The organism is Micromonospora sp. CA-111912, assembly GCF_050948415.1.
GTDB lineage: Bacteria > Actinomycetota > Actinomycetes > Mycobacteriales > Micromonosporaceae > Micromonospora.
Genome location: NZ_CP192007.1, coordinates 1564141 through 1584786, shown reverse-complemented (window position 1 = coordinate 1584786; position 20646 = coordinate 1564141). Strand labels below are relative to the sequence as shown.

15 protein-coding genes are annotated in these 20646 nt (G+C 73.2%); 6 read left to right on the top strand and 9 right to left on the bottom strand.

What is annotated here, in order from left to right:
- Window positions 1-124 precede the first annotated feature (124 nt).
- The 3 genes from ACQPZO_RS07265 to fxsT all read left to right on the top strand — a co-directional run bounded on the left by ACQPZO_RS07265 (window position 125) and on the right by fxsT (window position 4716).
- A complete protein-coding gene (locus tag ACQPZO_RS07265; protein WP_433348178.1) occupies window positions 125-361 on the top strand; it encodes a hypothetical protein in 237 nt (78 codons plus the stop codon).
- On the top strand, window positions 358-1590 hold the full coding sequence (locus ACQPZO_RS07260) for an FxsB family cyclophane-forming radical SAM/SPASM peptide maturase (RefSeq protein WP_433348176.1): 1233 nt from the start codon (window positions 358-360) through the stop codon (window positions 1588-1590). The genes ACQPZO_RS07265 and ACQPZO_RS07260 overlap by 4 nt, the downstream gene beginning before the upstream one ends.
- A 135-nt stretch (window positions 1591-1725) precedes the next feature.
- Entirely contained in the window at window positions 1726-4716 is a 2991-nt protein-coding gene (gene fxsT, locus ACQPZO_RS07255; RefSeq protein WP_433348174.1) for an FxSxx-COOH system tetratricopeptide repeat protein, read from the top strand.
- A 17-nt stretch (window positions 4717-4733) separates the two neighbouring features.
- On the opposite strand, the gene proS is transcribed toward fxsT, so the two are convergent.
- Window positions 4734-6140: a proline--tRNA ligase gene (gene proS / locus ACQPZO_RS07250; protein ID WP_433348172.1), complete on the bottom strand. Its 1407-nt coding sequence runs from the start codon at window positions 6138-6140 to the stop codon at window positions 4734-4736.
- A 183-nt stretch (window positions 6141-6323) separates the two neighbouring features.
- Between proS and ACQPZO_RS07245 the strand changes: the two genes are divergently transcribed.
- Window positions 6324-6923 carry a TetR family transcriptional regulator gene (locus ACQPZO_RS07245; protein WP_433348170.1) on the top strand — a complete coding sequence of 200 codons (600 nt, stop codon included), beginning with the start codon at window positions 6324-6326 and terminating at the stop codon, window positions 6921-6923.
- Here the strand turns inward: ACQPZO_RS07245 and ACQPZO_RS07240 are convergent.
- From ACQPZO_RS07240 to ftsY, 8 genes are all read right to left on the bottom strand, one after another.
- Window positions 6889-7974, bottom strand: coding sequence for an amidohydrolase family protein (locus ACQPZO_RS07240; RefSeq protein WP_433348168.1), 1086 nt, complete (start codon window positions 7972-7974; stop codon window positions 6889-6891). The genes ACQPZO_RS07245 and ACQPZO_RS07240 overlap by 35 nt on opposite strands.
- An 18-nt stretch (window positions 7975-7992) precedes the next feature.
- Entirely contained in the window at window positions 7993-8571 is a 579-nt protein-coding gene (locus tag ACQPZO_RS07235) for a Uma2 family endonuclease (RefSeq protein WP_433348166.1), read from the bottom strand.
- A 69-nt stretch (window positions 8572-8640) separates the two neighbouring features.
- Window positions 8641-10200: a signal recognition particle protein gene (ffh, locus tag ACQPZO_RS07230; protein ID WP_350888509.1), complete on the bottom strand. Its 1560-nt coding sequence runs from the start codon at window positions 10198-10200 to the stop codon at window positions 8641-8643.
- A 193-nt stretch (window positions 10201-10393) separates the two neighbouring features.
- A complete protein-coding gene (locus ACQPZO_RS07225; protein WP_433348164.1) occupies window positions 10394-12865 on the bottom strand; it encodes a bifunctional uridylyltransferase/uridylyl-removing protein GlnD in 2472 nt (823 codons plus the stop codon).
- Between the two features lie 16 nt (window positions 12866-12881).
- Entirely contained in the window at window positions 12882-13220 is a 339-nt protein-coding gene (locus ACQPZO_RS07220) for a P-II family nitrogen regulator (protein WP_387017112.1), read from the bottom strand.
- A 25-nt stretch (window positions 13221-13245) separates the two neighbouring features.
- The gene (locus tag ACQPZO_RS07215; protein WP_433348162.1) at window positions 13246-14658 is read right to left on the bottom strand and encodes an ammonium transporter; all 1413 of its coding nucleotides are present in this window, start codon (window positions 14656-14658) and stop codon (window positions 13246-13248) included.
- Between the two features lie 261 nt (window positions 14659-14919).
- Window positions 14920-15783, bottom strand: coding sequence for an aminoglycoside phosphotransferase family protein (locus ACQPZO_RS07210; RefSeq protein WP_433348160.1), 864 nt, complete (start codon window positions 15781-15783; stop codon window positions 14920-14922).
- 7 nt (window positions 15784-15790) lie between these two features.
- Window positions 15791-16981: a signal recognition particle-docking protein FtsY gene (gene ftsY, locus ACQPZO_RS07205; protein WP_433348158.1), complete on the bottom strand. Its 1191-nt coding sequence runs from the start codon at window positions 16979-16981 to the stop codon at window positions 15791-15793.
- Between the two features lie 146 nt (window positions 16982-17127).
- On the opposite strand from ftsY, the gene ACQPZO_RS07200 reads away from it, so the two are divergent.
- Together ACQPZO_RS07200 and ACQPZO_RS07195 are read left to right on the top strand one after the other, a co-directional pair.
- Entirely contained in the window at window positions 17128-18843 is a 1716-nt protein-coding gene (locus tag ACQPZO_RS07200) for an alkaline phosphatase D family protein (protein WP_433348156.1), read from the top strand.
- A gap of 228 nt (window positions 18844-19071) precedes the next feature.
- Complete coding sequence (locus tag ACQPZO_RS07195; RefSeq protein ID WP_433348154.1) at window positions 19072-20577, top strand: N-acetylmuramoyl-L-alanine amidase; 1506 nt, start codon at window positions 19072-19074, stop codon at window positions 20575-20577.
- Window positions 20578-20646 lie beyond the last annotated feature (69 nt).

Below are 20646 nucleotides of genomic sequence, written 5' to 3'. Positions count from 1 at the left end.
CAGCTCGCACGGGCCCTTCGACCGAGCACCCGCGAGTTATCCTCGGCCTTTGGGATCGACGTTCATAGCTGGGCCGCTCGTCGGAGCGCGGCCTGCGGCACTTGGCGGAGGGATGGCCGAGCGCATGAGGGAAGCCGAGTTCGGGTCCGCACCGACGATCCTGCCGGAGGAGATGCTCGACGATCTGGCGGAGAGCGGCACCGACGTGCTCCGCCACGTGATCCGGCGGGTCCGGGCCGAGGCGAGCGCCGGGGGACGGGTCGTGGCCCGGTTCAACAACCAGAACGGCGGCGTGCCCACCGCGCCGTACCGGGGCCGGGACGACCCGGCCGGGCCCGGGGCGGACGAGGGGGGCCGGTGACCGACGCCGGCCCTCCGGCGGCCCCGGTGCCGTTCCAGGAGTTCGTGCTGAAGGTGCACAGCCGGTGCAACCTGGCCTGCGACTACTGCTACGTCTACGAGATGGCCGACCAGAGCTGGGCCCGCCGGCCCCGGGTGATGAGCGCCGAGGTGGTGCGGCGGACCGGGGAGCGAATCGCCGAGCACCTGCGCGAGCACGGGGTCGCCGAGGCCAGCGTCGTCCTGCACGGCGGCGAGCCGCTGCTCGCCGGTGCCCGCCGGCTGGAACACGTGGTGACCGAGCTGCGCCGGCTCGCCGGGGCGGGGACCGCACTGTCCTTCGTGGTGCAGACCAACGGGACCCTGCTCGACCGGGACATGCTGGAGACGTTCCGGCGGCACGACGTGCGGGTCGGGGTGAGCCTCGACGGCGACCGGTCCGCGACCGACCGGCACCGCCGCCGCCGCGACGGCGGCAGCAGCTACCCGGCCACCGTCCGCGCCCTGGAGCTGCTGTCCGGGCCGCGCTACCGGCCGCTCTTCGCCGGCCTGCTGGCCACCGTGGACCTCCGCACCGACCCCGTCCGCGCCTACGAGGCGCTGCTGGAGTTCGACCCGCCGGTGGTCGACTTCCTGCTGCCGCACGGCACCTGGACCGACCCGCCGCCGGGTCGGCCGGCCGACCCGGCCTCGACGCCATACGCCGACTGGCTGATCGCGGTCTTCGAGCGCTGGTACGCGGCGCCCCGCCGGGAGACCGGCGTGCGGATGCTGGAGGAGATCCTGGTGCTGCTGCTCGGCGGGTCGAGCCGGGTCGAGTCCGTCGGGCTGTCCCCGGCGGCGTTCGTGGTGGTGGAGACCGACGGCGAGATCGAGCTGGTGGACACCCTGAAGGCGGCCTACCCGGGGGCCGCGGCGACGGGGCTGACCGTGCACTCCGACCGGTTCGACGCGGCGCTGGCCCACCCCGCGGTGCGGGCCGGCCAGGCCGGCGCGGCCGGGCTGCCCGGGGCGTGCCGGGCCTGCCCGGTGCACCGGATCTGTGGGGGCGGCCTGTACCCGCACCGGTTCCGCGCCGGGCGCGGCTTCGACAACCCGTCGGTGTACTGCGCTGACCTGTACCGCCTGATCGATCACCTGGCCCGGCGGGTCGCCGGGGTGCCCGGAGCGCCGGCGCCGGCCGCGCCATCGGGCCGGGCGCCGGCCGGCGATCGGCCCGCCCGGACGGCACCGGACCCGGCCGCGGCCTGACCCGTCGGCCGGTGTCGGGTTCCCGATAGGACGGACGGAGGGTGAGGTGGAGGGTGCGGAAGGCTATCCTCGTAGCTCGGTCGGGCCGCCCCAACCGGGCCTCGGGAGTCCGGCGGCCGGGACCAGGGAGGCTCGATGAGTGCTCAGCGCAGCGCCGCCGAAGGCCGGCCGCGGATCGTCCTGACCCATGCCGGGGCCGACCGGCTGTGGGCGGAGTGGCTCTGCGAGCAGCTCGAACAGGGCGGGACCGGCACCGAGCCACGACAGCTCGATCCCCGGCCCGCCGACGACCTCGCCGCGCTGCTACGGGACGCGGCCGGAGACGCCGCCGGGCTGCTGCTGGTGCTGAGCGACGCGCTGCTGCGCGCCGGAACGCGCTCGGTCGCCGAGTGGGCGGAGGCGGTGGCCGCCCTGCGGGCCGAGCGGGGGGCCGCGTTCCGCCCGGTGGCGGTCGGGCTGCGCCGGCCGACGTTCCTCGCCGCCGGCGAGTGCCCGGTGCTCGGCGTGCTGGACGAGGCCGACGCCCGCGCCGAGGTCCTCGCCCTGTTCGGGCTGGACGCCCCGGCTCCCCGCGGGTCGTCAGCCGCGCCCTGGCCGCTGCACCAGCCCCGGTACTGGCGCCAGCCCTTCCCGCCCCGCAACCCGAACTTCACCGGCCGGGAGGAGGCGCTGCGGGAGCTGCGGGAGCTGCTCACCGGGGATGTGACGGCGGTGATGCCGACGGCGGTGCTGGGCCCGGCCGGGGTCGGCAAGACCCAGCTCGCGGTCGAGTACGCGTACCGCTTCGCGGCCTGCTACGACCTGGTCTGGTACGTGCGCAGCGAGCAGCTCTCCACTGCCCGGGCCGACCTGGCCGGGCTGGCCGCCTCGATCGGCCTGCGGATCAGCGACGACCTCGGGGTGACCGCCGACACGGTGCTGGAGGCGCTGCGCCGGGGCGAGCCGGTCCGCGACTGGCTGCTGGTCTTCGACAACGCACCCGCACCGCACGAGCTGGCCCGGCTGCTGCCCAACGGACGGGCGCCGCGGGGGCGGTGCCACGTGCTGGTGACCTCGCGGGACGAGGACTGGCGGTCCCGCGCCGACGTGCTGGAGTTGGACGTCTACCGACGGATGGAGAGCCTCGACTTCCTGCGTCGGCGGGCGCCCCGGCTGACCGAGCACGACGCCTTCCAGCTGGCCGACCGGTTCGGCGACCTGCCGCTCGCCCTCGACGCCAGCGCCGGGTACCTGTCGACCTCGCACCTGCCCGTGCGGGACTACCTGGTCGAGAGCGAGCAGCGGATGACCGCGCTGCTCAACCAGGCCCAGGTCGCGTCGTACGAGCGGCAGGTCGTGATGGCCTGGGTGCTGCCGATGAACCGGCTCCGGGAGCGCCGGCTGTCCGCCGCCCAGCTACTGCGGCTGTGCGCGTTCCTGGGGCCGGACCCGGTGCCGATGTCCCTGCTGCTCGGCCCGCCCGACGGCAGCCGGCCGGCGGTCGAGCTGCCCACCCCGCTCGGCGAGGAGATCGGGGACACCATGTCCCGGGCGGGCATCTTCCAAGAGATCGGCGGGTACGGGCTGGCCCGGATCGGCGAGCGCGACGGCCGGGAGACCGTCCAGCTGCACCGGGTCTTCCAGCAGTTCCTCCGGGAGCAGCTCACCGATGCCGAGCGCCACGCGTACGCCGGAACGGCCCGACGGCTGCTCGCCGCCGCCGACCCGGGCGAGCCGGACCAGATCGTCCACCGCACCCGGTACGCCGACCTGCTGGTGCACGCCGAGGCCGCCGACGTGGCCCCCGCCGCGGACGACCCGGCGGTCCGTGGCCTGGTGATCAACCTGTGCCGGTACCTCTTCGCCCGGGGCGAGTACACCGCGTGCCAGCGACTGGGCACCCGGGCCCGGGCGGCCTGGGTGGAGGTGATCGCCCGGAGCCACCCGGACGTGGTGGCGCTGAGCGTCACGCTGGCCAACGCGCTGCGCAGCCGGGGCGAGTACGAGCAGGCCCGGTCGCTGGATGAGGCGAACCTGGCCCGGGCCCGCGCCGACCTCGGCGAGGGGCACCCGGAGACGCTCGGCGCGGCGAACGGCCTGGCGGCGGACCTGCGCCGGCTCGGCGACTGGAAGGCGGCGTACGAGCTGGACCGCCGGGCCCACGAGCGCGGGCTGCTGGCGCTGGGCCCCGACCACCCGCGCACGCTGCTCACCGCGCACAACTACGCGGTGTCCCGGCGGATGATGGGCGAGTTCCGGGCCGCACTCGCCCTCGACGAGGACGCCCTGCGCCGGTACCGGATCCGGTTCGGCGGCGAGGAGACCCGGTCGACGCTGTTCTCCGCCAACAACGTCGCCCGGGACCTGCGCGAGTGCGGGGAGTACGCCCGGGCGTGGGAACTCCAGGAGGAGGTCCACCGGCGCTACGGGGTGCTCCTCGGCCCCGACCATCCGGACTCGCTGCGGGCGATGAAGGACCTAGCGGTCACCCGCCGCAAGGCCGGGCGCTACCTCGACGCGTACCAGTTGGCCAGCGGCTGCCTGGCCCAGCACCGGCACCGGTTCGGGCCGGACTACGCCGAGTCGCTGGCCGCCGCCAGCAACCTGGCCAACGACCTGCGCTGCCTCGGCGAGACCCCCGGGGCCCGGGCCCGCGCCGAGGACGCGCTGGAGCGGCTGCGCGACACGGCCGGCGAGGAGCATCCGTACGCGCTGTGCGCCGCCGTGAACCTCGCGATCTGCCTGCGGCTGACCGGCGAGCCGGAGAGGGCGCGCCAGCTCAACGAGCGCACCCGGGCCGGGCTGTCGGCGGCGCTCGCCCCGGACCACCCGTACACCCTTGCCTGCGGCACCAACCTAACCAGCGACCTGCGGGCGCTCGGTGAGGTGCGGGCGGCGCGGCGGCTCGGCGAGGAGTTGCTGGAACGCCTGCGCGCGGTCCGGGGCGCGGCGCACCCCTACACCCTGGCCTGCGCTTCGAACCTGAGCGGTGACCGGCGCGCCGACGAGGACCACGAGGGCGCCCGCGAGCTGCTGCGGGACACCATGGCGAGCTACGAGCGCACCCTCGGCGGGGACCACCCGGAGGCCGAGGCCGCGGCGGCTCGCACCCGGCTGGACTGCGACGTGGAGCTCCCGCCGACCTGACCCTCGCAGGCGGTGGGTCAGTAGGCGCGGGCCAGGATGGCGACCAGGTCGGGCTCGTCCTCGGAGTCCGGGACCGAGCCGTCGGCGCGCAGCAGGCAGCGCACGGTGACGCCCTGGCCGTTCGCCTCGGCCTCGCCGGCCACGCCGACCGCCGACCACGGCACCCGGGCCCAGCCGGTGGCCGCGGCCTCGATCGCCTCGGCGAGCGTGGCGACCTCGACGGTTCGGGACTCGCGGTGCGCGAGGGCCTGGTCGTGCAGCGCCCGCTGGTCGGCCTCCAGGGCGGCCAGCACCGCGCCGACCACCTCGGCCACCGGGGTGGGCGACTTCGAGCCGTCCGTACGCCGGACCACGACCGCGTTGCCGGCGGCCAGGTCGCGGGGGCCGACCTCGACGCGTACCGGATAGCCGCGCAGCTCGGCGTCGACGGCCCGGCGGCCGAACGGGGTGTCGGTGCGGTCGTCGAGCGCGACCCGGACCCCGGCGTCGCGCAGCGCGTCGAGCAGCTCGGCCGCCGCCTCTCCGACGCCCTCGCCGGCCTTCACCACCATCACGTACGCCTGGACCGGCGCCAGCCTCGGCGGCACCCGCAGCCCGTTGTCGTCGCCGTGGGCCATGATCAGGCCGCCCAGCATCCGCGTGGAGGTGCCCCAGGAGGTCGTCCAGGCGTGCTCCCGGCCGCCCTCGGCGGAGGAGTAGCTGATGTCGAACGCCTTGGCGAAGTTCTGCCCCAGCTCGTGGCTGGTGCCGAGCTGGAGGGCCTTGCCGTCGCCCATCATGCCCTCGCACGTGAACGTGGCGGTGGCCCCGGCGAAGCGCTCACGGCTGGTCTTCAGGCCGACCACCACGGGGATGGCGAGCACGTTGACCATCAGGTCCTCGTACGCCTCGTGCAGGATCTTCCGGGCGTACGCCTGGGCATCGGAGCGGGTCGCGTGGGCGGTGTGCCCCTCCTGCCAGAGGAACTCGCTGGTGCGCAGGAAGATCCGGGGGCGCAGCTCCCAGCGGACCACGTTCGCCCACTGGTTGAGCAGCAGCGGCAGGTCCCGGTACGAGTCGATCCACTTGGCCATGAACTCGCCGATCACCGTCTCGCTGGTGGGGCGCACCACCACCGGCTCGGCGAGCTGCTTGCCGCCGCCGTGGGTGACCACCGCCAGCTCCGGCGAGAAGCCCTCGACGTGCTCGGCCTCGCGCTTGAGGTAGCTCTCCGGGATGAACAGCGGGAAGTACGCGTTCTCCGCGCCGGCCGCCTTGATCCGGGCGTCCATCTCGGCCTGCATCCGCTCCCAGATGGCGTAGCCGGCCGGTCGGATGACCATGGTCCCTCGGACCGGGCCGTTGTCGGCCAGTTTCGCCTTGGCGATCAGGTCCTGGTACCAGCGGGGAAAGTCTTCCGCTCGGGGAGTGAGCACGCGTGCCATGACCGCACATCCTATGCGGCCCCCGCCGGACGGCCGCCATCGGGCGCGACATGCCGTTCCCGGGTCACCCGCCGGGCGGCCGTCATGGGCACGCCGCGTACCGCTACCGGGCCATGCACCAGGGGCGGTCCCGGCCGCCCGTGGCGGCGGGTCGGGCAGCCCCGGCCGTAGACTTCGACCACCATGGGTGAGTTCAGGGACGCCGCCCGGCAGCGACTGCGGAACAGTATCGTCGACGCCGCCCGGGCGCAGACCGTGGCCGGCGGCTGGGACGGCGTACGGATGGGCGAGGTGGCCGGCGCCGCCGGGGTGAGCCGGCAGACGGTCTACAACGAGTTCGGCAGCAAGGCGGGGCTGGCCGAGGCCCTCGCCCGGCGTGAGGTGGACCGGTTCGTCACCGACGTGCGGGCCAACCTGGACGCGCACGGCGACGACATCCCGGCCGGGGCGTACGCGGCGATCTCGCACACCCTCGCCGCGGCGGCGGACAACCCGCTGCTCAAGGCGATCCTGACCAGCGCCCGGGGCGGCTCGGACGAGCTGCTGCCGTACCTGACCACCCGCGCCGAACTGGTACTCACCGAGGCGACCGGAGCGCTGCTGGACTGGGCCACGGTCCGCCTCCCGGCGGCCGACCCGGCCGCCCTGGCGTTCGCCGCCGACACCATCGTCCGCCTGGTGGTCAGCCACATCGTGCTCCCCCGCTCCCCGGTCGACCGGACCGCCCGGTCCCTGACCGACCTGACCCTCACCCTCTTCGGAGGGGTTGGCCGCGGAGGATGATTCGGGTGGGGGTGCGGACCACGGACAGGTCGCGGCGGGGGTCCTTCGGGTAGACCGTGAGGTCCGCGAGGCCGCCCTCGACCAGGCCCGGGAAGCCCAGCCACTCCCGCGCCTTCCAGGAGGCGGCGGCCAGGACGTCCACCGCCGACATGCCGGCCTGCTCGTGCAGCAGCATCATCTCCTCGGCGGCCAGCCCGTGGTCGATGCCGCCGCCCGCGTCGGTGCCGACGTAGATGGGCACCCCCGCCTCGTACGCGGACCGGACCACCTCGGGGAACCGGTCGCGCAGGGCGAGCATGTGGTCGGCGTACCCGGGGAACTTCGCGCGGGCCTGCTCGGCGATCCCGCCGAACGTCGCGATGTTGATCATCGTGGGGACGAGGGCGGTGCCCTGCCGGGCCATCAGGTCGATCAGGTCGAGGCTGAGCCCGGTGCCGTGCTCGACCGAGTCCACCCCGGCCCGCACCATGATCTCGACGGCGGACTCGGAGAAGGTGTGCACCGCCGCCCGCACCCCGGCGTCGTGCGCGGCGGCCACGGCGGCGGTCATCGTGTCGGCGTCCCAGGCGGGGGCGAGGTCGCCGACCCCCCGGTCGATCCAGTCGCCGACCAGTTTGACCCAGCCGTTGCCGGCGGCGGCCTGGGCGGCGACGGTGGCGGCCACCTCCGCCGCGTCGACCTCCACGCCGATGTCGCGCAGGTAGCGCTTCGGCGGGGCGACGTGCCGGCCCGCGCGGGCCAGTCGCGGCAACTCCGGGTCGTCGTCGAGCTCGGGGTACGGGTACGGCGAGCCGGCGTCCCGGATCGCGAGGACCCCGGCGTCCCGGTCGACGCGGGCCAGCGCGCGGGCCTGGTCCAGGGAGGTGATCGGGGCACCGCCCCGGGCGATGCCGAGGTGGCAGTGGGCGTCGGTCAACCCGGGCAGGATGAAGCCGCCGTCGACCACCGTCTCCGCCCCGGGCACCGGGTCGAAGGTGACCCGGTCGCCGACCAGCCAGAGATCCCGGACCTCGTCGTCGGGGAGCAGCACACCGCGCACATGCAGAGCCATGCACACAGTCCTACCCGATCACTCCCCGTCGGTGGCGAGCAGGCCGTCCCGGCGGGTGGTGAGCGCCGGCAGGTTGACGGAGACCTTCCAGGGGCGCTCGGTGACGAACAGGGCATCGGTGTGGGCGACCTGCTCGTACTCGCGGCCGGCGCCGAGCACGTACTCGGTCAGCGTGACGCGTTCCTGGAGCGGGTCCACGACCCAGTACGACCGCACCCCGGCGTGTGCGTAGACCTTGGCCTTGTCGTACATGTCGCGGAAGGTGGACGTCGGCGAGACGACCTCCACCGCGAGCAGCGCCTCCTCGACCGGCAGCGGGCTGCGGTCGGCGTTGCCCCGGCGGACCGCGACGACGTCCGGCCTGGGCTCGTTACGACGGTCGACCCGCATCGACAGGTCGATCCCGATTTGGTACTCCGTCGGGCAGTTGATCCGAAGCGCGAGCAGAAGCTCGACGCACATGCCCTGGTGCAGCAGAGTGGGCGACGGCAGGATCAACCTTCCGTTGATCAGTTCGTACGGAAGGTCCTTCGGCAGGTCACCGAGGTCGTCGACCGTCCACTCGTGCCGTTCGGGCAGGATCGGCGCTGCGGTCATGACATCTCCTCCCAGGGGGCGACGACCACCCTAAGGCGCAGATGTGTCACCCACCGTCACCGACACGCGTCAGCGGGGGTGGTTGTCGCCGCCCTTGCCGAGCTTGTTGAAGTCGATCTTCGGAAGCTTGAAGCCGGGCGGGAGCCCCTGCCCACCGGCCAGGTCGTTCGGGTCCAGACCCGGCGGGAGCTGCGGCATGCCGCCCGGGAAGCCGCCCGGCAGCCCGGCGCCCGCCCCCGTACGCGGCCGATTGCCGCCCTTGGTGCCCTTGCGCTTGTTCTTCGGCGACTTGGTCGCCTTGCGCCGACCACCGCCGGGCAGGCCCATCATGCCGCCCATCTGCTTCATCATCTTCTGCGCGTCGGTGAAGCGGTTGAGCAGCTGGTTGACGTCCATCACCGTGACGCCCGAGCCGCCGGCGATCCGGGCCCGACGGGAGCCGTTGATGATCTTCGGGTTGGTGCGCTCGGCCGGGGTCATCGACCGGATGATCGCGGTGACCCGGTCGAAGTGCTTGTCGTCCAGCTCGGCGAGCTGGTCCTTCATCTGCCCCATGCCCGGCATCATGGCCAGCACGTTGGCGATCGGGCCCATCCGGCGGACCGCGATGAGCTGGTCGAGGAAGTCCTCCAGGGTGAACTGCTCGCCGCCCATCAGCTTGGCGGTCATCTTCTCCTTCTGATCGGAGTCGAAGGCCTGTTCGGCCTGCTCGATCAGAGTGAGGACGTCGCCCATGCCGAGGATCCGGCTGGCCATCCGGTCGGGGTGGAAGACGTCGAAGTCCTCCAGCTTCTCGCCGGTGGAGGCGAACAGGATCGGCTGCCCGGTCACCTCGCGGACCGAGAGCGCGGCGCCGCCCCGGGCGTCGCCGTCGAGCTTGGAGAGCACGACGCCGGTGATGCCGACGCCGTCGCGGAACGCCTCGGCGGTGCGTACGGCGTCCTGACCGACCATCGCGTCGATGACGAAGATGACCTCGTCCGGGTTGACCGCGTCGCGGATGTCGGCGGCCTGCCGCATCATCTCGGCGTCGATGCCGAGCCGGCCGGCGGTGTCGACGATGACGATGTCCCGGGCGGACCGCTTCGCGTGCTCGATCGAGGCGCGCGCGACCTGCACCGGGTCGCCGGTGCCGTTGCCGGGCTCCGGGGCGTACACCTCGACGCCGGCGCGGCCACCGAGCACCTGGAGCTGCCCGACGGCGTTGGGGCGCTGGAGGTCGGCGGCGACCAGCAGCGGCTGGTGGCCCTGGGCCTTGAGCCAGCGGGCCAGCTTGCCGGCCAGGGTGGTCTTGCCGGAACCCTGGAGGCCGGCCAGCATGATCACGGTCGGCGGCTGCTTGGCGAACTGGAGCCGCCGACCCTCGCCGCCGAGGACGTTGATCAGCTCCTCGTTGACGATCTTGACGATCATCTGCGCCGGGTTCAGCGCCTGGGAGACCTCCGCGCCGCGCGCCCGCTCCTTGACGTTCGCGATGAAGCCCTTGACCACCGGCAGGGCGACGTCGGCCTCCAGCAGCGCCATGCGGATCTCGCGCGCGGTGGCGTCGATGTCGGCGTCGGTGAGCCGACCCTTGCCGCGGAGCTTGGTGAAGATCCCGGAGAGGCGGTCACTCAAGGTGTCAAACACGCGAACATCCCGTTTGTCAGTGTTCCGGCGGGCACAACGCGGCCGGGCTCAGGTGTCCGGCCATGGCTAGGGTAGCCCGCCGACCGCGCCCGCGCTTCGGCCCCGCCGCCGAGCGGCGGGATCGCGACGACGGGAGGCGGGCCCGAGGGCGGGGACGGCCGCTCCCGCCGCACACTGCGGCCAGGGCGGCCCCTCACACGGCGGCCAGGACCGCGGCCTCCAGGCGGGCCCGCTCGTCGTCGGAGGGCCAGCCGCCGACCAGGTAGAAGGCGTCCACCACGTCGCCGCCGAGGGTGGAGATCCGGGCCGCGCGGACCTGGGCGCCGGCCTCGTCGAGGGCGCAGGTCACCCGGTACAGCAGCCCGGCCGCGTCGGCGGCGCGCAGCTCCAGCAGGACCGCGTCGGTGGCCGCCTCCCGATGCCAGACCACCCGGGGCGCCGCCCCGCCGCCGCGCGCCGCGAGGGCCCGGCCGCGCAGACGCTGGGTGACCGAGACGTCCCCGGCGACCGCCCGGCGCAGGTCGCCGCCGAGCGCGATCGGGTCGGGCGGCAGACCGTACCGGGGTTGCACCCGGCACTCGACCAGGGCCCGGCCGTCGACCGTGGCGGCGTCCGCGGCGAGCACCTCCAGCCGGTGCAGGGCCAGACAGCCGGCCACCGTCGCGAGCAGCCCCCGCCGGTCGGCCGCGGCCACCGCCACCCGGTCCCCGGTCAGGTGTACGACCGGCAGTGGCCCGGCGATCAGCGCCGGGTCCGGGGCGGGCGGGGCGGGCAGCACGCCGGTGTCCAGCGCCGTGCGGACCCGGGTGACCAGCTCGGCGACGAGCCGGCCCTTCCAGTCCGACCAGGCGGCCGGGCCGGTGGCCGCCGCGTCGGCGCGGACCAGGGCGTGCAGCAAATCCAGGGTGGTCGGGTCGCCGACCTGCTCGGCGACCCGGGCGATGGTCACCGGGTCGGACAGGTCGCGGCGGGTGGCCACGTCGGGCAGGAGCAGGTGCAGCCGGACCAGCGTGCCGATCAGCGCCACCTCGGGCCCGGGCAGGCCGATCCGGGCGGCCACGGCCTCGGCCAGCGGCGCGCCCACGGTGCTGTGGTCCGCGTGGGCGGGCTCATGCCTGCCGGCCCGCCCGGCGGCACCTACGCCCGGCAGCCCTTTGCCGATGTCGTGCAGGAGCGCGCCGAGCAGCAGCAGGTCCGGCCGGTCCACCTCGCGGGTGTGCCGACCTGCCTCGTACGCGGCCTGCACGAGGTGCCTGTCGAGGGTGTACCGGTGCACCGGGTTGTGCTGGGGCAGGCTGCGCATTCGGGTCCACTCGGGCAGCCAGCCGTCGACCAGCCCGTACCGGTCGCAGGTCTCCCAGGCGGGCACCAGCCCGGGACCGGCCCCGAGCAGGGTGATCAGCGCGGCGCGCGCCTCGGCGGGCCACGGCGACGGCAGCGGCGGACAGTACGCGGCCAGCCACTCGCAGGTGGCCCGGGCGATCGGCAGCCGGGTGGTGGCCGCCGCGGCGGCCATCCGCAGCGACAGGCTCGGGTCGGGGCGGGCGCCGATGGCGGTGCGGGCCAGCACCAGCTCCCCGTCGTGCTCGACGACGTCCCGGGCGACCGGGCGGCGCACCGGCCGGGAATCGACGCCCCGGCGGCGGCCGGAGCGCAGCCGGTCGGCGGCCCGCCAGGCGTCGTCGAGGGCGTGGCTGATCGTGCGGGCGTCCCCCGCGACCCGGCGCAGCAGCGCGTCGCCGTCACCGTCGTCGGGCCCCTGTTCTCGCTTGTGGGCCGGGTCCTCGGGTGGCTGGCGGCGTAGCAGCGCGTCGCCGTCGTCGGGCTCCGGTCCGGGCTGGAGCTGTCCCCCGACGGCTTCAGGCCACTGGGCGGCGTCAGTCGCGCCGGGCTGCCGCAGCCCGAGCCGGGCTGCGACCCCGTCGCGTTCCTGGGCGACCAGCCGGTCGATGCGGCGGCGGGCCTGCTCGTGCAGGGCGTCGCGGGTGTCCAGCAGGCGCAGGTGGGCGGCCCGGACAGCGGGGCGCAGCGCGTCGGTGATGCCGGCGGTGGCGATGGCCCGCAGGATGCCCACGTCGCGCAGGCCGCCGGCGGCCTCCTTGAGGTCACCCTCCAGCAGGAAGGCCAACTCGCCGTGGGCCTGCCAGCGGGCGGTGGTGATCTCCCGCAGGCCCGGGAGGCGGCGGACAACGGTGCGCCGCCAGTGGTCGGTGGCGGTCCGGACCAGCGTGTCGGCCAGTTCCCGGTCCCCGGCGACGAACCGGGCGTCGAGCAGGCCGAGGGCGACCTTGACGTCGTCCTGGGCCACCGAGAGCGCCTCGGCGACGGTACGCACCGAGTGGTCCAGCCGCAGCCCCGCATCCCAGATCGGGTACCAGACCTTCGGCGCCAACTCGTCCATCCCGCCCACCCCGGCATGCAGCAACACCAGGTCCAGGTCCCCGTACGGCGCACACTCCCGCCGCCCCAGCCCGCCCACGGCCACCAACGCCACCCCGCCCGGCCAGGGCAACAGTCCCGCCAGCCACCGCTCGAACGCCCCCGCCCGAGCCCTCCGAGCTCTCTCCCCCATCCCCCCGACAACGCCAACGACCTCGTTGATCAAGAGGTTTGCGTCACCGTCACCGGCGCTTTCCGACGTATTCCTCTTGATCAACGAGGTCATCTCCCGTATTCCGGCCCTAGAGGGCGTCGAGGCCGCGTTCGCCCGTGCGGACCCGGACTACCTCCTCGACGCCGGTGACCCACACCTTGCCGTCGCCGATCTTGCCGGTCCGGGCGGCCCCGACGATGGCGTCGACGATCTTGTCGACGTCGATCTCGTCGGTCAGCACCTCCACCCGGATCTTGGGCAGGAACTCGACCGTGTACTCGGCACCCCGGTAGACCTCGGTGTGCCCCTTCTGCCGGCCGTACCCCTGGACCTCGCTGACAGTCAGCCCGGCCACCCCGAGGGCGTGCAGAGCCTCCTTCACCGAGTCCAACTGGTACGGCTTGATGACCGCGGTCACCAGCTTCATGTCCAACCCCTCCATCCCAGGAACGTTAACCGGCGACCTTCGCGCTGACCGGCTCGGCGGGCTCCGCCGAGGCCGGCTTGGTGCCGGCGGTACCGGCCGGCGTCCCGATCCCGGCGAGCGCGAACGCGCTGCCGCTGCCGCTGCCACCGGCCGGGGAGAGGTCGTAGCCGCTCTCGGCGTGCTCGGCGATGTCGATTCCCTCGACCTCGGCCTCGGGCTTGACCCGGAAGCCGATGGTCTTCTCGATCGCGAAGGCGAGCACCCAGGCGACCGCGAACGACCAGACGGTCACGATCAGGCCGGCGAGCGCCTGGCGGCCGAGTTGGGTGAGGCCGCCGCCGTAGAACAGTCCGTCGGAGGCGCCGACCACGTCGCTGATCGCGGCGTTGACCGAGTTGGTGGCGAACAGGCCGAGCCACAGCGACCCGATCCAGCCGCCGACGAAGTGCACGCCGACCACGTCGAGGGAGTCGTCGTAGCCGAGCTTGTACTTCAGGCTGATGGCGAGCGCGCAGACCACGCCGGCGACGATGCCGAGCAGGACCGCGGCCCAGGGGGCGATGAAGCCACAGGCCGGGGTGATGGCGACCAGGCCGGCGACGGCGCCGGAGGACGCGCCGACCATGGTCGGCCGCTTGTCCTTGATCCACTCCACCGCGAGCCAGCCGAGCACCGCCGCGGCGGTGGCGAGCTGGGTGTTGATGAACGCGAGCCCGGCGACCGAGTCGACGGTCAGCTCCGAGCCGGCGTTGAACCCGAACCAGCCGAACCAGAGCAGGCCGGCACCGAGCGCGACCAGCGGGATGTTGTGCGGCTTCATGCCCTCGCGGGGCCAGCCGAGCCGCTTGCCGAGCACCAGCGCCACGGCCAGGGCCGCCGCACCGGCGTTGATGTGCACCGCGGTGCCACCGGCGAAGTCCAACGCGTGGATGTCACCGCCGATGATGCCGCCGCCCCACACCCAGTGCGCGACCGGGAAGTAGACCAACGTCGCCCAGCCGAAGGCGAACAGCAGCCAGCCGCCGAACTTGGCCCGGTCGGAGATGGCGCCACTGATCAGCGCGACGGTGATCACCGCGAAGACCATCTGGAACGCCATGAACACGTAGAGCGGGACCCCGATGCCGCTGGGGTTCTCCGCGGTGGCGCCCCACAGGTCCGTCTCGGCCAGGAAGGTCTTGGTGCCGAGGTACGCGCCCGGGTCGCCCCAGAATCCGTTCACGTCGGCCCCGAAGGCGACGCTGAAGCCGTAGAACCACCACAGAACAGAGATGAGCCCGATGGCGGAGAAGCTCATCATCATCATGTTGAGCACGCCCTTGGCCCGGTTGAGCCCGCCGTAGAACAGCGCGAGCCCGGGCGTCATGAGCAGCACGAGCGCGGTCGAAACCAGCAGCCAAACGGTGTTGGCGCCGTCGATCGTCGGTGCTTCAGGCACGCTGGCCTCCTAAAGGTGAAGTTCCCTCCTTCGCGGCTTCCGAGGCAACGTCGCCCGTACGCCGGTTGCGCGGAAGCTTGGTCGCCTCCTGTTTCCTTCAGCGTCACCGGTCGATTTCCAGCCCGTGACGCTGTGTTTCATACGTGTGAAGAACCCCTCACCGTCCCCACCCTTCTCCCTCGTTCACGAAAAGAGTGGCCATCCCGACGGAATGACCACTCTTTCCCAGAAGATGCGAGTACAGGCGGGATGGGCGTGGGGTTAGCGGAGGGCGTACTCCAGGGCGTGGCGTTCGTAGTCGAGCAGGCGTAGGTCGCGCATGGGGCGCCGGAGGTGACCCTTGTGCACGATCCGGACGAACGCCGGCTCCCCCGCGGCGGCCATCCGGCGGATGCCCTCGACGTGGTCGACGACGCGCTTGCGGATGGTCCGGATCAGCCGGTGCCGATCGCGCGGGATCAGCCCGTACGCGTCGGCGAACAGCCGCAGCCGGCGCGGCCGGTCCGGGCGGTTCCAGCCCAGCGTGATCGAGTCCCGGTCGGAGAAGATCGGCACCCAGGTCCACGCCGCGTACGCCACGTCGTAGATCCGCGCGCCCGGCGAGGCGAGGTCGAAGTCGATCAGCCCGAGGGTGCCGTCCGGCCGCCAGATGACGTTGTGCGGGGCGGCGTCGTGGTGACAGATCACCTCGGTGTCCGGCGGCGGCGGCCCGAACGAGCGCCATACCGCCCCGGGCTGCGGAACGAAGCCGTACTGGGCGTCGTGGAACATCCGCAACATGGTGGCGACCGTGACCAGCGCCTCGTCGGTGACCCAGTGCGGGGCCAGGGGGTACTCCCCGCACTCCCCCTCCAGGTACGACAGCACCTCGCGGTTGCGCTCGTCCATCCCGAGTGCCCTGGGAGCACCGGTGAACCCGACGTACTCCAGGTGGCGCAGCAGGGCGTGCACGGACGGGGTCCACGGGCCGGCGTTGCGTCGGACGGTGTCGCCCACCCGGACCACGGTGCTCACGTTCCCGCCGTGCAGCGGGATCTCCTGCGAAGTCACGTACGGTCTCCCGAGGCCCGGCGCCGGGTGGCGGTCCTCGCGCCATCCGGCGTGGGCGCGATCGTCACTGGTCACTGCGAGGTTACGCGTCCCGGGCGAGCGGCTCGGTGCCGAGCAGCGCGTCGACGAACTGCGCCGGGTCGAACGGGGCCAGGTCGTCCTTGCCCTCGCCGAGGCCGACCAGCTTGACCGGAATGCCGAGCTTGCGCTGCACGGCGATCACGATGCCGCCCTTGGCGGTGCCGTCGAGCTTGGTCAGCACCACCCCGGTCACCTTGACCACCTCGGTGAAGACCCGGGCCTGCTCAAGGCCGTTCTGGCCGGTGGTGGCGTCGAGGATGAGCAGGGTCTCGTCGATCGGGCCGTGCTTCTCGACCACCCGCTTGACCTTGCCCAGCTCGTCCATCAGGCCGACCTTGTTCTGCAGCCGGCCGGCGGTGTCGATAAGCACAGTGTCCACGCCGGTGTCGATGCCCCGCTTGACCGCGTCGAAGGCCACGCTGGCCGGGTCGGCGGCCTCCGGGCCGCGGACGGTCTCCGCGCCGACCCGGCCGCCCCAGGTCTCCAGCTGGTCGGCGGCGGCGGCGCGGAAGGTGTCGGCCGCCCCGAGCAGCACGGTACGGCCGTCGGCGACCAGCACCCGGGCGATCTTGCCGCAGGTGGTGGTCTTGCCGGCGCCGTTGACCCCGACCACCAGCAGCACCGCCGGGACGCCATCCTTCGGGGCGGTCCGCAGCGACCGGTCCAGGCTCGGGTCGAGGGCGTTGACCAGTTCGGCGGCGAGCAGGGCGCGCAGCTCGGTGGCGGATCGGGTGCCGAGCACCCGGGTCCGTTCCCGGAGCCGGTCGACGATGTCCCGGGTGGCGTCGATTCCGACGTCGGCGGTGATCAGGCTGTCCTCGATCTCCTCCCAGGCGTCCTCGTCGAGGTGGTCGCGGGAGAGCAGCCCGAGCAGGCCCTTGCCGAAGGCGTTCTGCGAGCGCGACAGCCGGGAGCGCAGCCGGACCAGCCGGCCGGCGGTCGGCTCGGGCACCTCGACGGTGGGCGCGGGCGCCTCCAGCACGGGCGGCGGCTCGACCAGGATCCCGGTGGAGAGTTCGGACTCGGGTGCCTCGACGGGCGGCCCGGCGAGGTCCTCCTCGGCCCGGGTGTCCACCTCCGTCTCCGGCAGCGGCGGTTCGGGGCGCCGGCGCAGCCGTGGCACCACCAGCCCGAGGCCGCCGAGGATCAGCACTCCGAGCAGGGCGAGCGCGATGAGGAGGTATTCCGTCATGCCGAAATCCTGTCAGATGCCGGTGGCGGCGTCCCAGCCACCGCACCCGGCGGGCGACCGAGCTGCGGGTACGCTCGCCCAGCCGTGGCTGGCGCAGCCGCCGACCGGGTAGAAATGATGAGATCGGCTCACCCTGGAGGTCACCCATGCCGGCTCCCCGCCTGCTCATCGGCCCGCTGCTGCGCCGGGTCGTCGGCACGCGGGCCACGGTCTGGGTGGAGACCAGTGCGCCCGCGACGGTCCGGGTCCGCACGGCAGACGGCGCCGGGGGCACCGCGGTCACCTTCTCGGCGTACGACCACCACTACGCGCTCGTCGTGGTGACGGGGCTCACCCCGGACAGCGCGACGGCGTACGAGGTGCTGGTCGACGACGAGGTGGCCTGGCCGGAGCCGCAGGGCAGCTTCCCGCCCAGCGTGATCCGCACCCGGGCCGCCGACGACCGGGACCAGCCGGTGCGTCTGGTGTTCGGCTCCTGCCGGGAGACCACCCAGCACTCGACCGCCCGCAAGCTGCCCCCGGACGCGCTCGACGCGTACGCCCGGCGGCTGATGGCCGAGCCGGACCAGGCCGCCGCCCAGCCCGACCTGCTGGTGCTGCTCGGCGACCAGGTCTACGCCGACGTGACCTCCCCCACGGTCCGGCGGCTGCTGAAGCGGCGCCGCCGGCGGCCCAAGGGCGCGCCGGGCGACCAGGTGGTCAGCTTCGACGAGTACACGAAGCTCTACCTGGAGTCGTGGCGGGACCCGGAGATCCGCTGGCTGTTCTCCACTGTCCCGAGCGTGATGATCTTCGACGACCACGAGATCATCGACGACTGGAACACCTCGGCCGAGTGGCGGGCCGACATGCGCGACCAGCCCTGGTGGGCGGAGCGGATCAGCAGCGGCCTCGCCTCGTACTGGGTCTACCAGCACCTGGGCAACCTCTCCCCCGACGAGATCGCCGCTGACCCGGTCTTCGCCAAGGTCAGCGCGGCGGCGGACGCCACCGGCGTGCTGCGCGAGTTCGGGCAGCGGGTCGACACCGAGGCCGACCTCGCCCACGACACCGAGCGGTGGCGGGCCGTGCAGTACCAGTGGAGCTACGCGCTGGACCTGGGCCGGACCCGGCTGGTCATGCTGGACAACCGGTGCAGCCGGGTGCTGGAGTCCGACCAGCGGGCGATGCTGCCCCCGGGCGAGTGGTCGTGGTTCCTCGACCGGGCCCACGGCGTCTACGACCACCTCGTGGTCGGCGCGTCCCTGCCCTGGCTGCTGCCGCCGGGCATCCACCACGTGGAGGCGTGGAACGAGAAGCTCGCCGACTCCCGACGGCACCGGGTCGCCCAGCTGTCGGAGAAGCTGCGCCGGGCGCTGGACCTGGAGCACTGGGCCGCGTTCCGCCGCTCGTTCGACGCGCTCGGCGCCCTCTTCGCCCGCATCGGCAGCGGCACCCCCGGCGAGCCCGGCGAGCGGGTCGGGGCCGGACCGGCGTACGCGCCACCGGCGTCGATCAGCGTGCTCTCCGGTGACGTGCACCACTCGTACGTGGCTCGGGCGCGGTTCGACGACCCGGACGTGGTCACCCCGGTGCACCAGCTCACCTGCTCGCCCATCCACAACCAGGTGCCCGCCGGGTTGCGCCCGCTGATGAAGCTGGGCTGGTCGCCCGGACCGGCCGGAGCCACCCGGGCCCTCGCCCGCACCGCCGGGGTCCGCCGCCCGCCGTTGCGATGGAAGCGGCTGGCCGGGCCGTACTTCGGCAACGCGGTCGCCACCCTGGTACACGCCGGTCGGACTGCCGAGGTGACCGTCGAGGGCACCACCAGCGCGGGCCACCTGCGTGAGGTGATGCGGCAGCGCCTCACGTCCGGCGGCTGACCTTCCGCCGTACCGCCGGGATTCGGCAGTTGTGCGGTGAGGCATCGAATCGCGACTTTGCCCTGTTCCACTCCGTGGCGCGGTCGACCTGCCCATACCCGCAGCAGGTCCGTGACTGATACCAAAACGAGACATTCAACAGCGATGATCTTCCCGTGTTCCGTCAGAACACTCTCTGCCCTTGCCGTGTGAGGGCATGGTCACCCCTTGGGTGGAAGGAAGAATTGCATGGGGATTCCCTGGCTTGCCGATGTCCTGCGAGCGGCCGGCGTCGCGGTTGTCGAGGAAGGAGACTGGCGCTCGCGGGGGGTCAGCGGCTCGTTCGCCCCGATCGGTGTGCTGTGGCATCACACCGCCGCCACATCCAGCCCGAGCAGACCGGCACCGGCACTGGGCGTCTGCATCAACGGCCGGTCCGACCTGCCCGGTCCACTGTGTCATGCGCTGGTCGACTACAACGGCGTGTTCCACCTGATCTCCGCCAACCGCGCCAACCACGCCGGCAACAGCCGGGGCAGCGGACCCATCCCCGCAGGCAGCGGCAACACGATGCTGATCGGGTGGGAGATCGACTACAACGGCGTCAACCAGTCGATGACCCAGGCCCAGTACAACGCGTCCGTCGCCGCCACCGCCGCGGTGCTCCGCACGCTGGGCCGCGACGCCAGTTACGCCCGGGGCCACCGCGAGACCAGCACCACCGGAAAGATCGACCCCTCCTTCATCGACCTCGACGCGATGCGCCGCGACGTCGCAGCCGCCATGGCCGGCGGCCCGGGCACCGGCTCGGGCGTCGGCCCGATGTACCACCAGGCGCGGTACCCGGACAGGTCGTGGACGGGGTTCCAGCCGTTGGCCGGCTACCAGACGACAGCCCCCGGCGAGGCACGCGACATGGCGATCACCGGAATGGCGGACCGCTCCGCCCAGTTGCTCATCGTCGGGGCCGACAGCAGCATCTTCCACGAGATCCGCAACCCCAACGGCACCTGGACCGGGTTCGCACCACTCGCCGGCCACGGCACCTCAGCCCCCGCAGCCGGCAGCCGCGTCAGCATCGCCGGCATGCCCGACGGCTCCGCCCAAGTCCTCATCGTCGGCGCGAACAACGACATCTACCACCAGATCCGCAACCCCAACGGCACCTGGACCGGATTCCAACCCATCAGCGGCTACGGCACGTCAGCCCCCGCAGCCGGCAAGGACGTCGCCATCACCGCGATGCCCGACGGCTCCGCCCAGATACTCATCGTCGGCGCCGACAACGGCATCTACCACAAGATCCGCCACCCCAACGGCACCTGGGACGCACTCCAACCGCTCCCCGGCATGGGCACCCCCACCACGGCCGCCGGCAGCAACGTCAGCATCGCCGGCATGCCCGACGGCTCCGCCCAAGTCCTCATCGTCGGCGCCAACAACATCGTCCACCACCAGATCCGCAACCCCAACGGCACCTGGACCGGATTCCAACCCATCAGCGGCTACGGCACGTCAGCCCCCGCAGCCGGCAAGGACGTCGCCATCACCGCGATGCCCGACGGCTCCGCCCAGATACTCATCGTCGGCGCCGACAACGGCATCTACCACAAGATCCGCCACCCCAACGGCACCTGGGACGCACTCCAACCGCTCCCCGGCAGGGGCACCCCCACCACGGCCGCCGGAAATCGCGTCAGCATCGCCGGAATGCCCGAAGGCTCCGCCCAGGTGACCATCGTCGGCAGACGTTGACGAAGCACCCGCGGCCCGAGGGCTGACGTCAGCACCCGGAACGCCCCACGCGCGTCGGGGTACGGCTGC

Excerpts from the sequence above, each read along its gene's own strand:
- ACQPZO_RS07265 (WP_433348178.1), top strand. The coding sequence starts at position 125 with ATGAGGGAAGCCGAGTTCGGGTCCGCACCGACGATCCTGCCGGAGGAG.
- fxsT (WP_433348174.1), top strand. The coding sequence starts at position 1,726 with ATGAGTGCTCAGCGCAGCGCCGCCGAAGGCCGGCCGCGGATCGTCCTG.
- proS (WP_433348172.1), bottom strand. The coding sequence starts at position 6,140 with ATGGCACGCGTGCTCACTCCCCGAGCGGAAGACTTTCCCCGCTGGTAC.
- ACQPZO_RS07245 (WP_433348170.1), top strand. The coding sequence starts at position 6,324 with ATGGGTGAGTTCAGGGACGCCGCCCGGCAGCGACTGCGGAACAGTATC.
- ACQPZO_RS07240 (WP_433348168.1), bottom strand. The coding sequence starts at position 7,974 with ATGGCTCTGCATGTGCGCGGTGTGCTGCTCCCCGACGACGAGGTCCGG.
- ACQPZO_RS07235 (WP_433348166.1), bottom strand. The coding sequence starts at position 8,571 with ATGACCGCAGCGCCGATCCTGCCCGAACGGCACGAGTGGACGGTCGAC.
- ACQPZO_RS07225 (WP_433348164.1), bottom strand. The coding sequence starts at position 12,865 with ATGACCTCGTTGATCAAGAGGAATACGTCGGAAAGCGCCGGTGACGGT.
- ACQPZO_RS07220 (WP_387017112.1), bottom strand. The coding sequence starts at position 13,220 with ATGAAGCTGGTGACCGCGGTCATCAAGCCGTACCAGTTGGACTCGGTG.
- ftsY (WP_433348158.1), bottom strand. The coding sequence starts at position 16,981 with ATGACGGAATACCTCCTCATCGCGCTCGCCCTGCTCGGAGTGCTGATC.
- ACQPZO_RS07200 (WP_433348156.1), top strand. The coding sequence starts at position 17,128 with ATGCCGGCTCCCCGCCTGCTCATCGGCCCGCTGCTGCGCCGGGTCGTC.
- ACQPZO_RS07195 (WP_433348154.1), top strand. The coding sequence starts at position 19,072 with ATGGGGATTCCCTGGCTTGCCGATGTCCTGCGAGCGGCCGGCGTCGCG.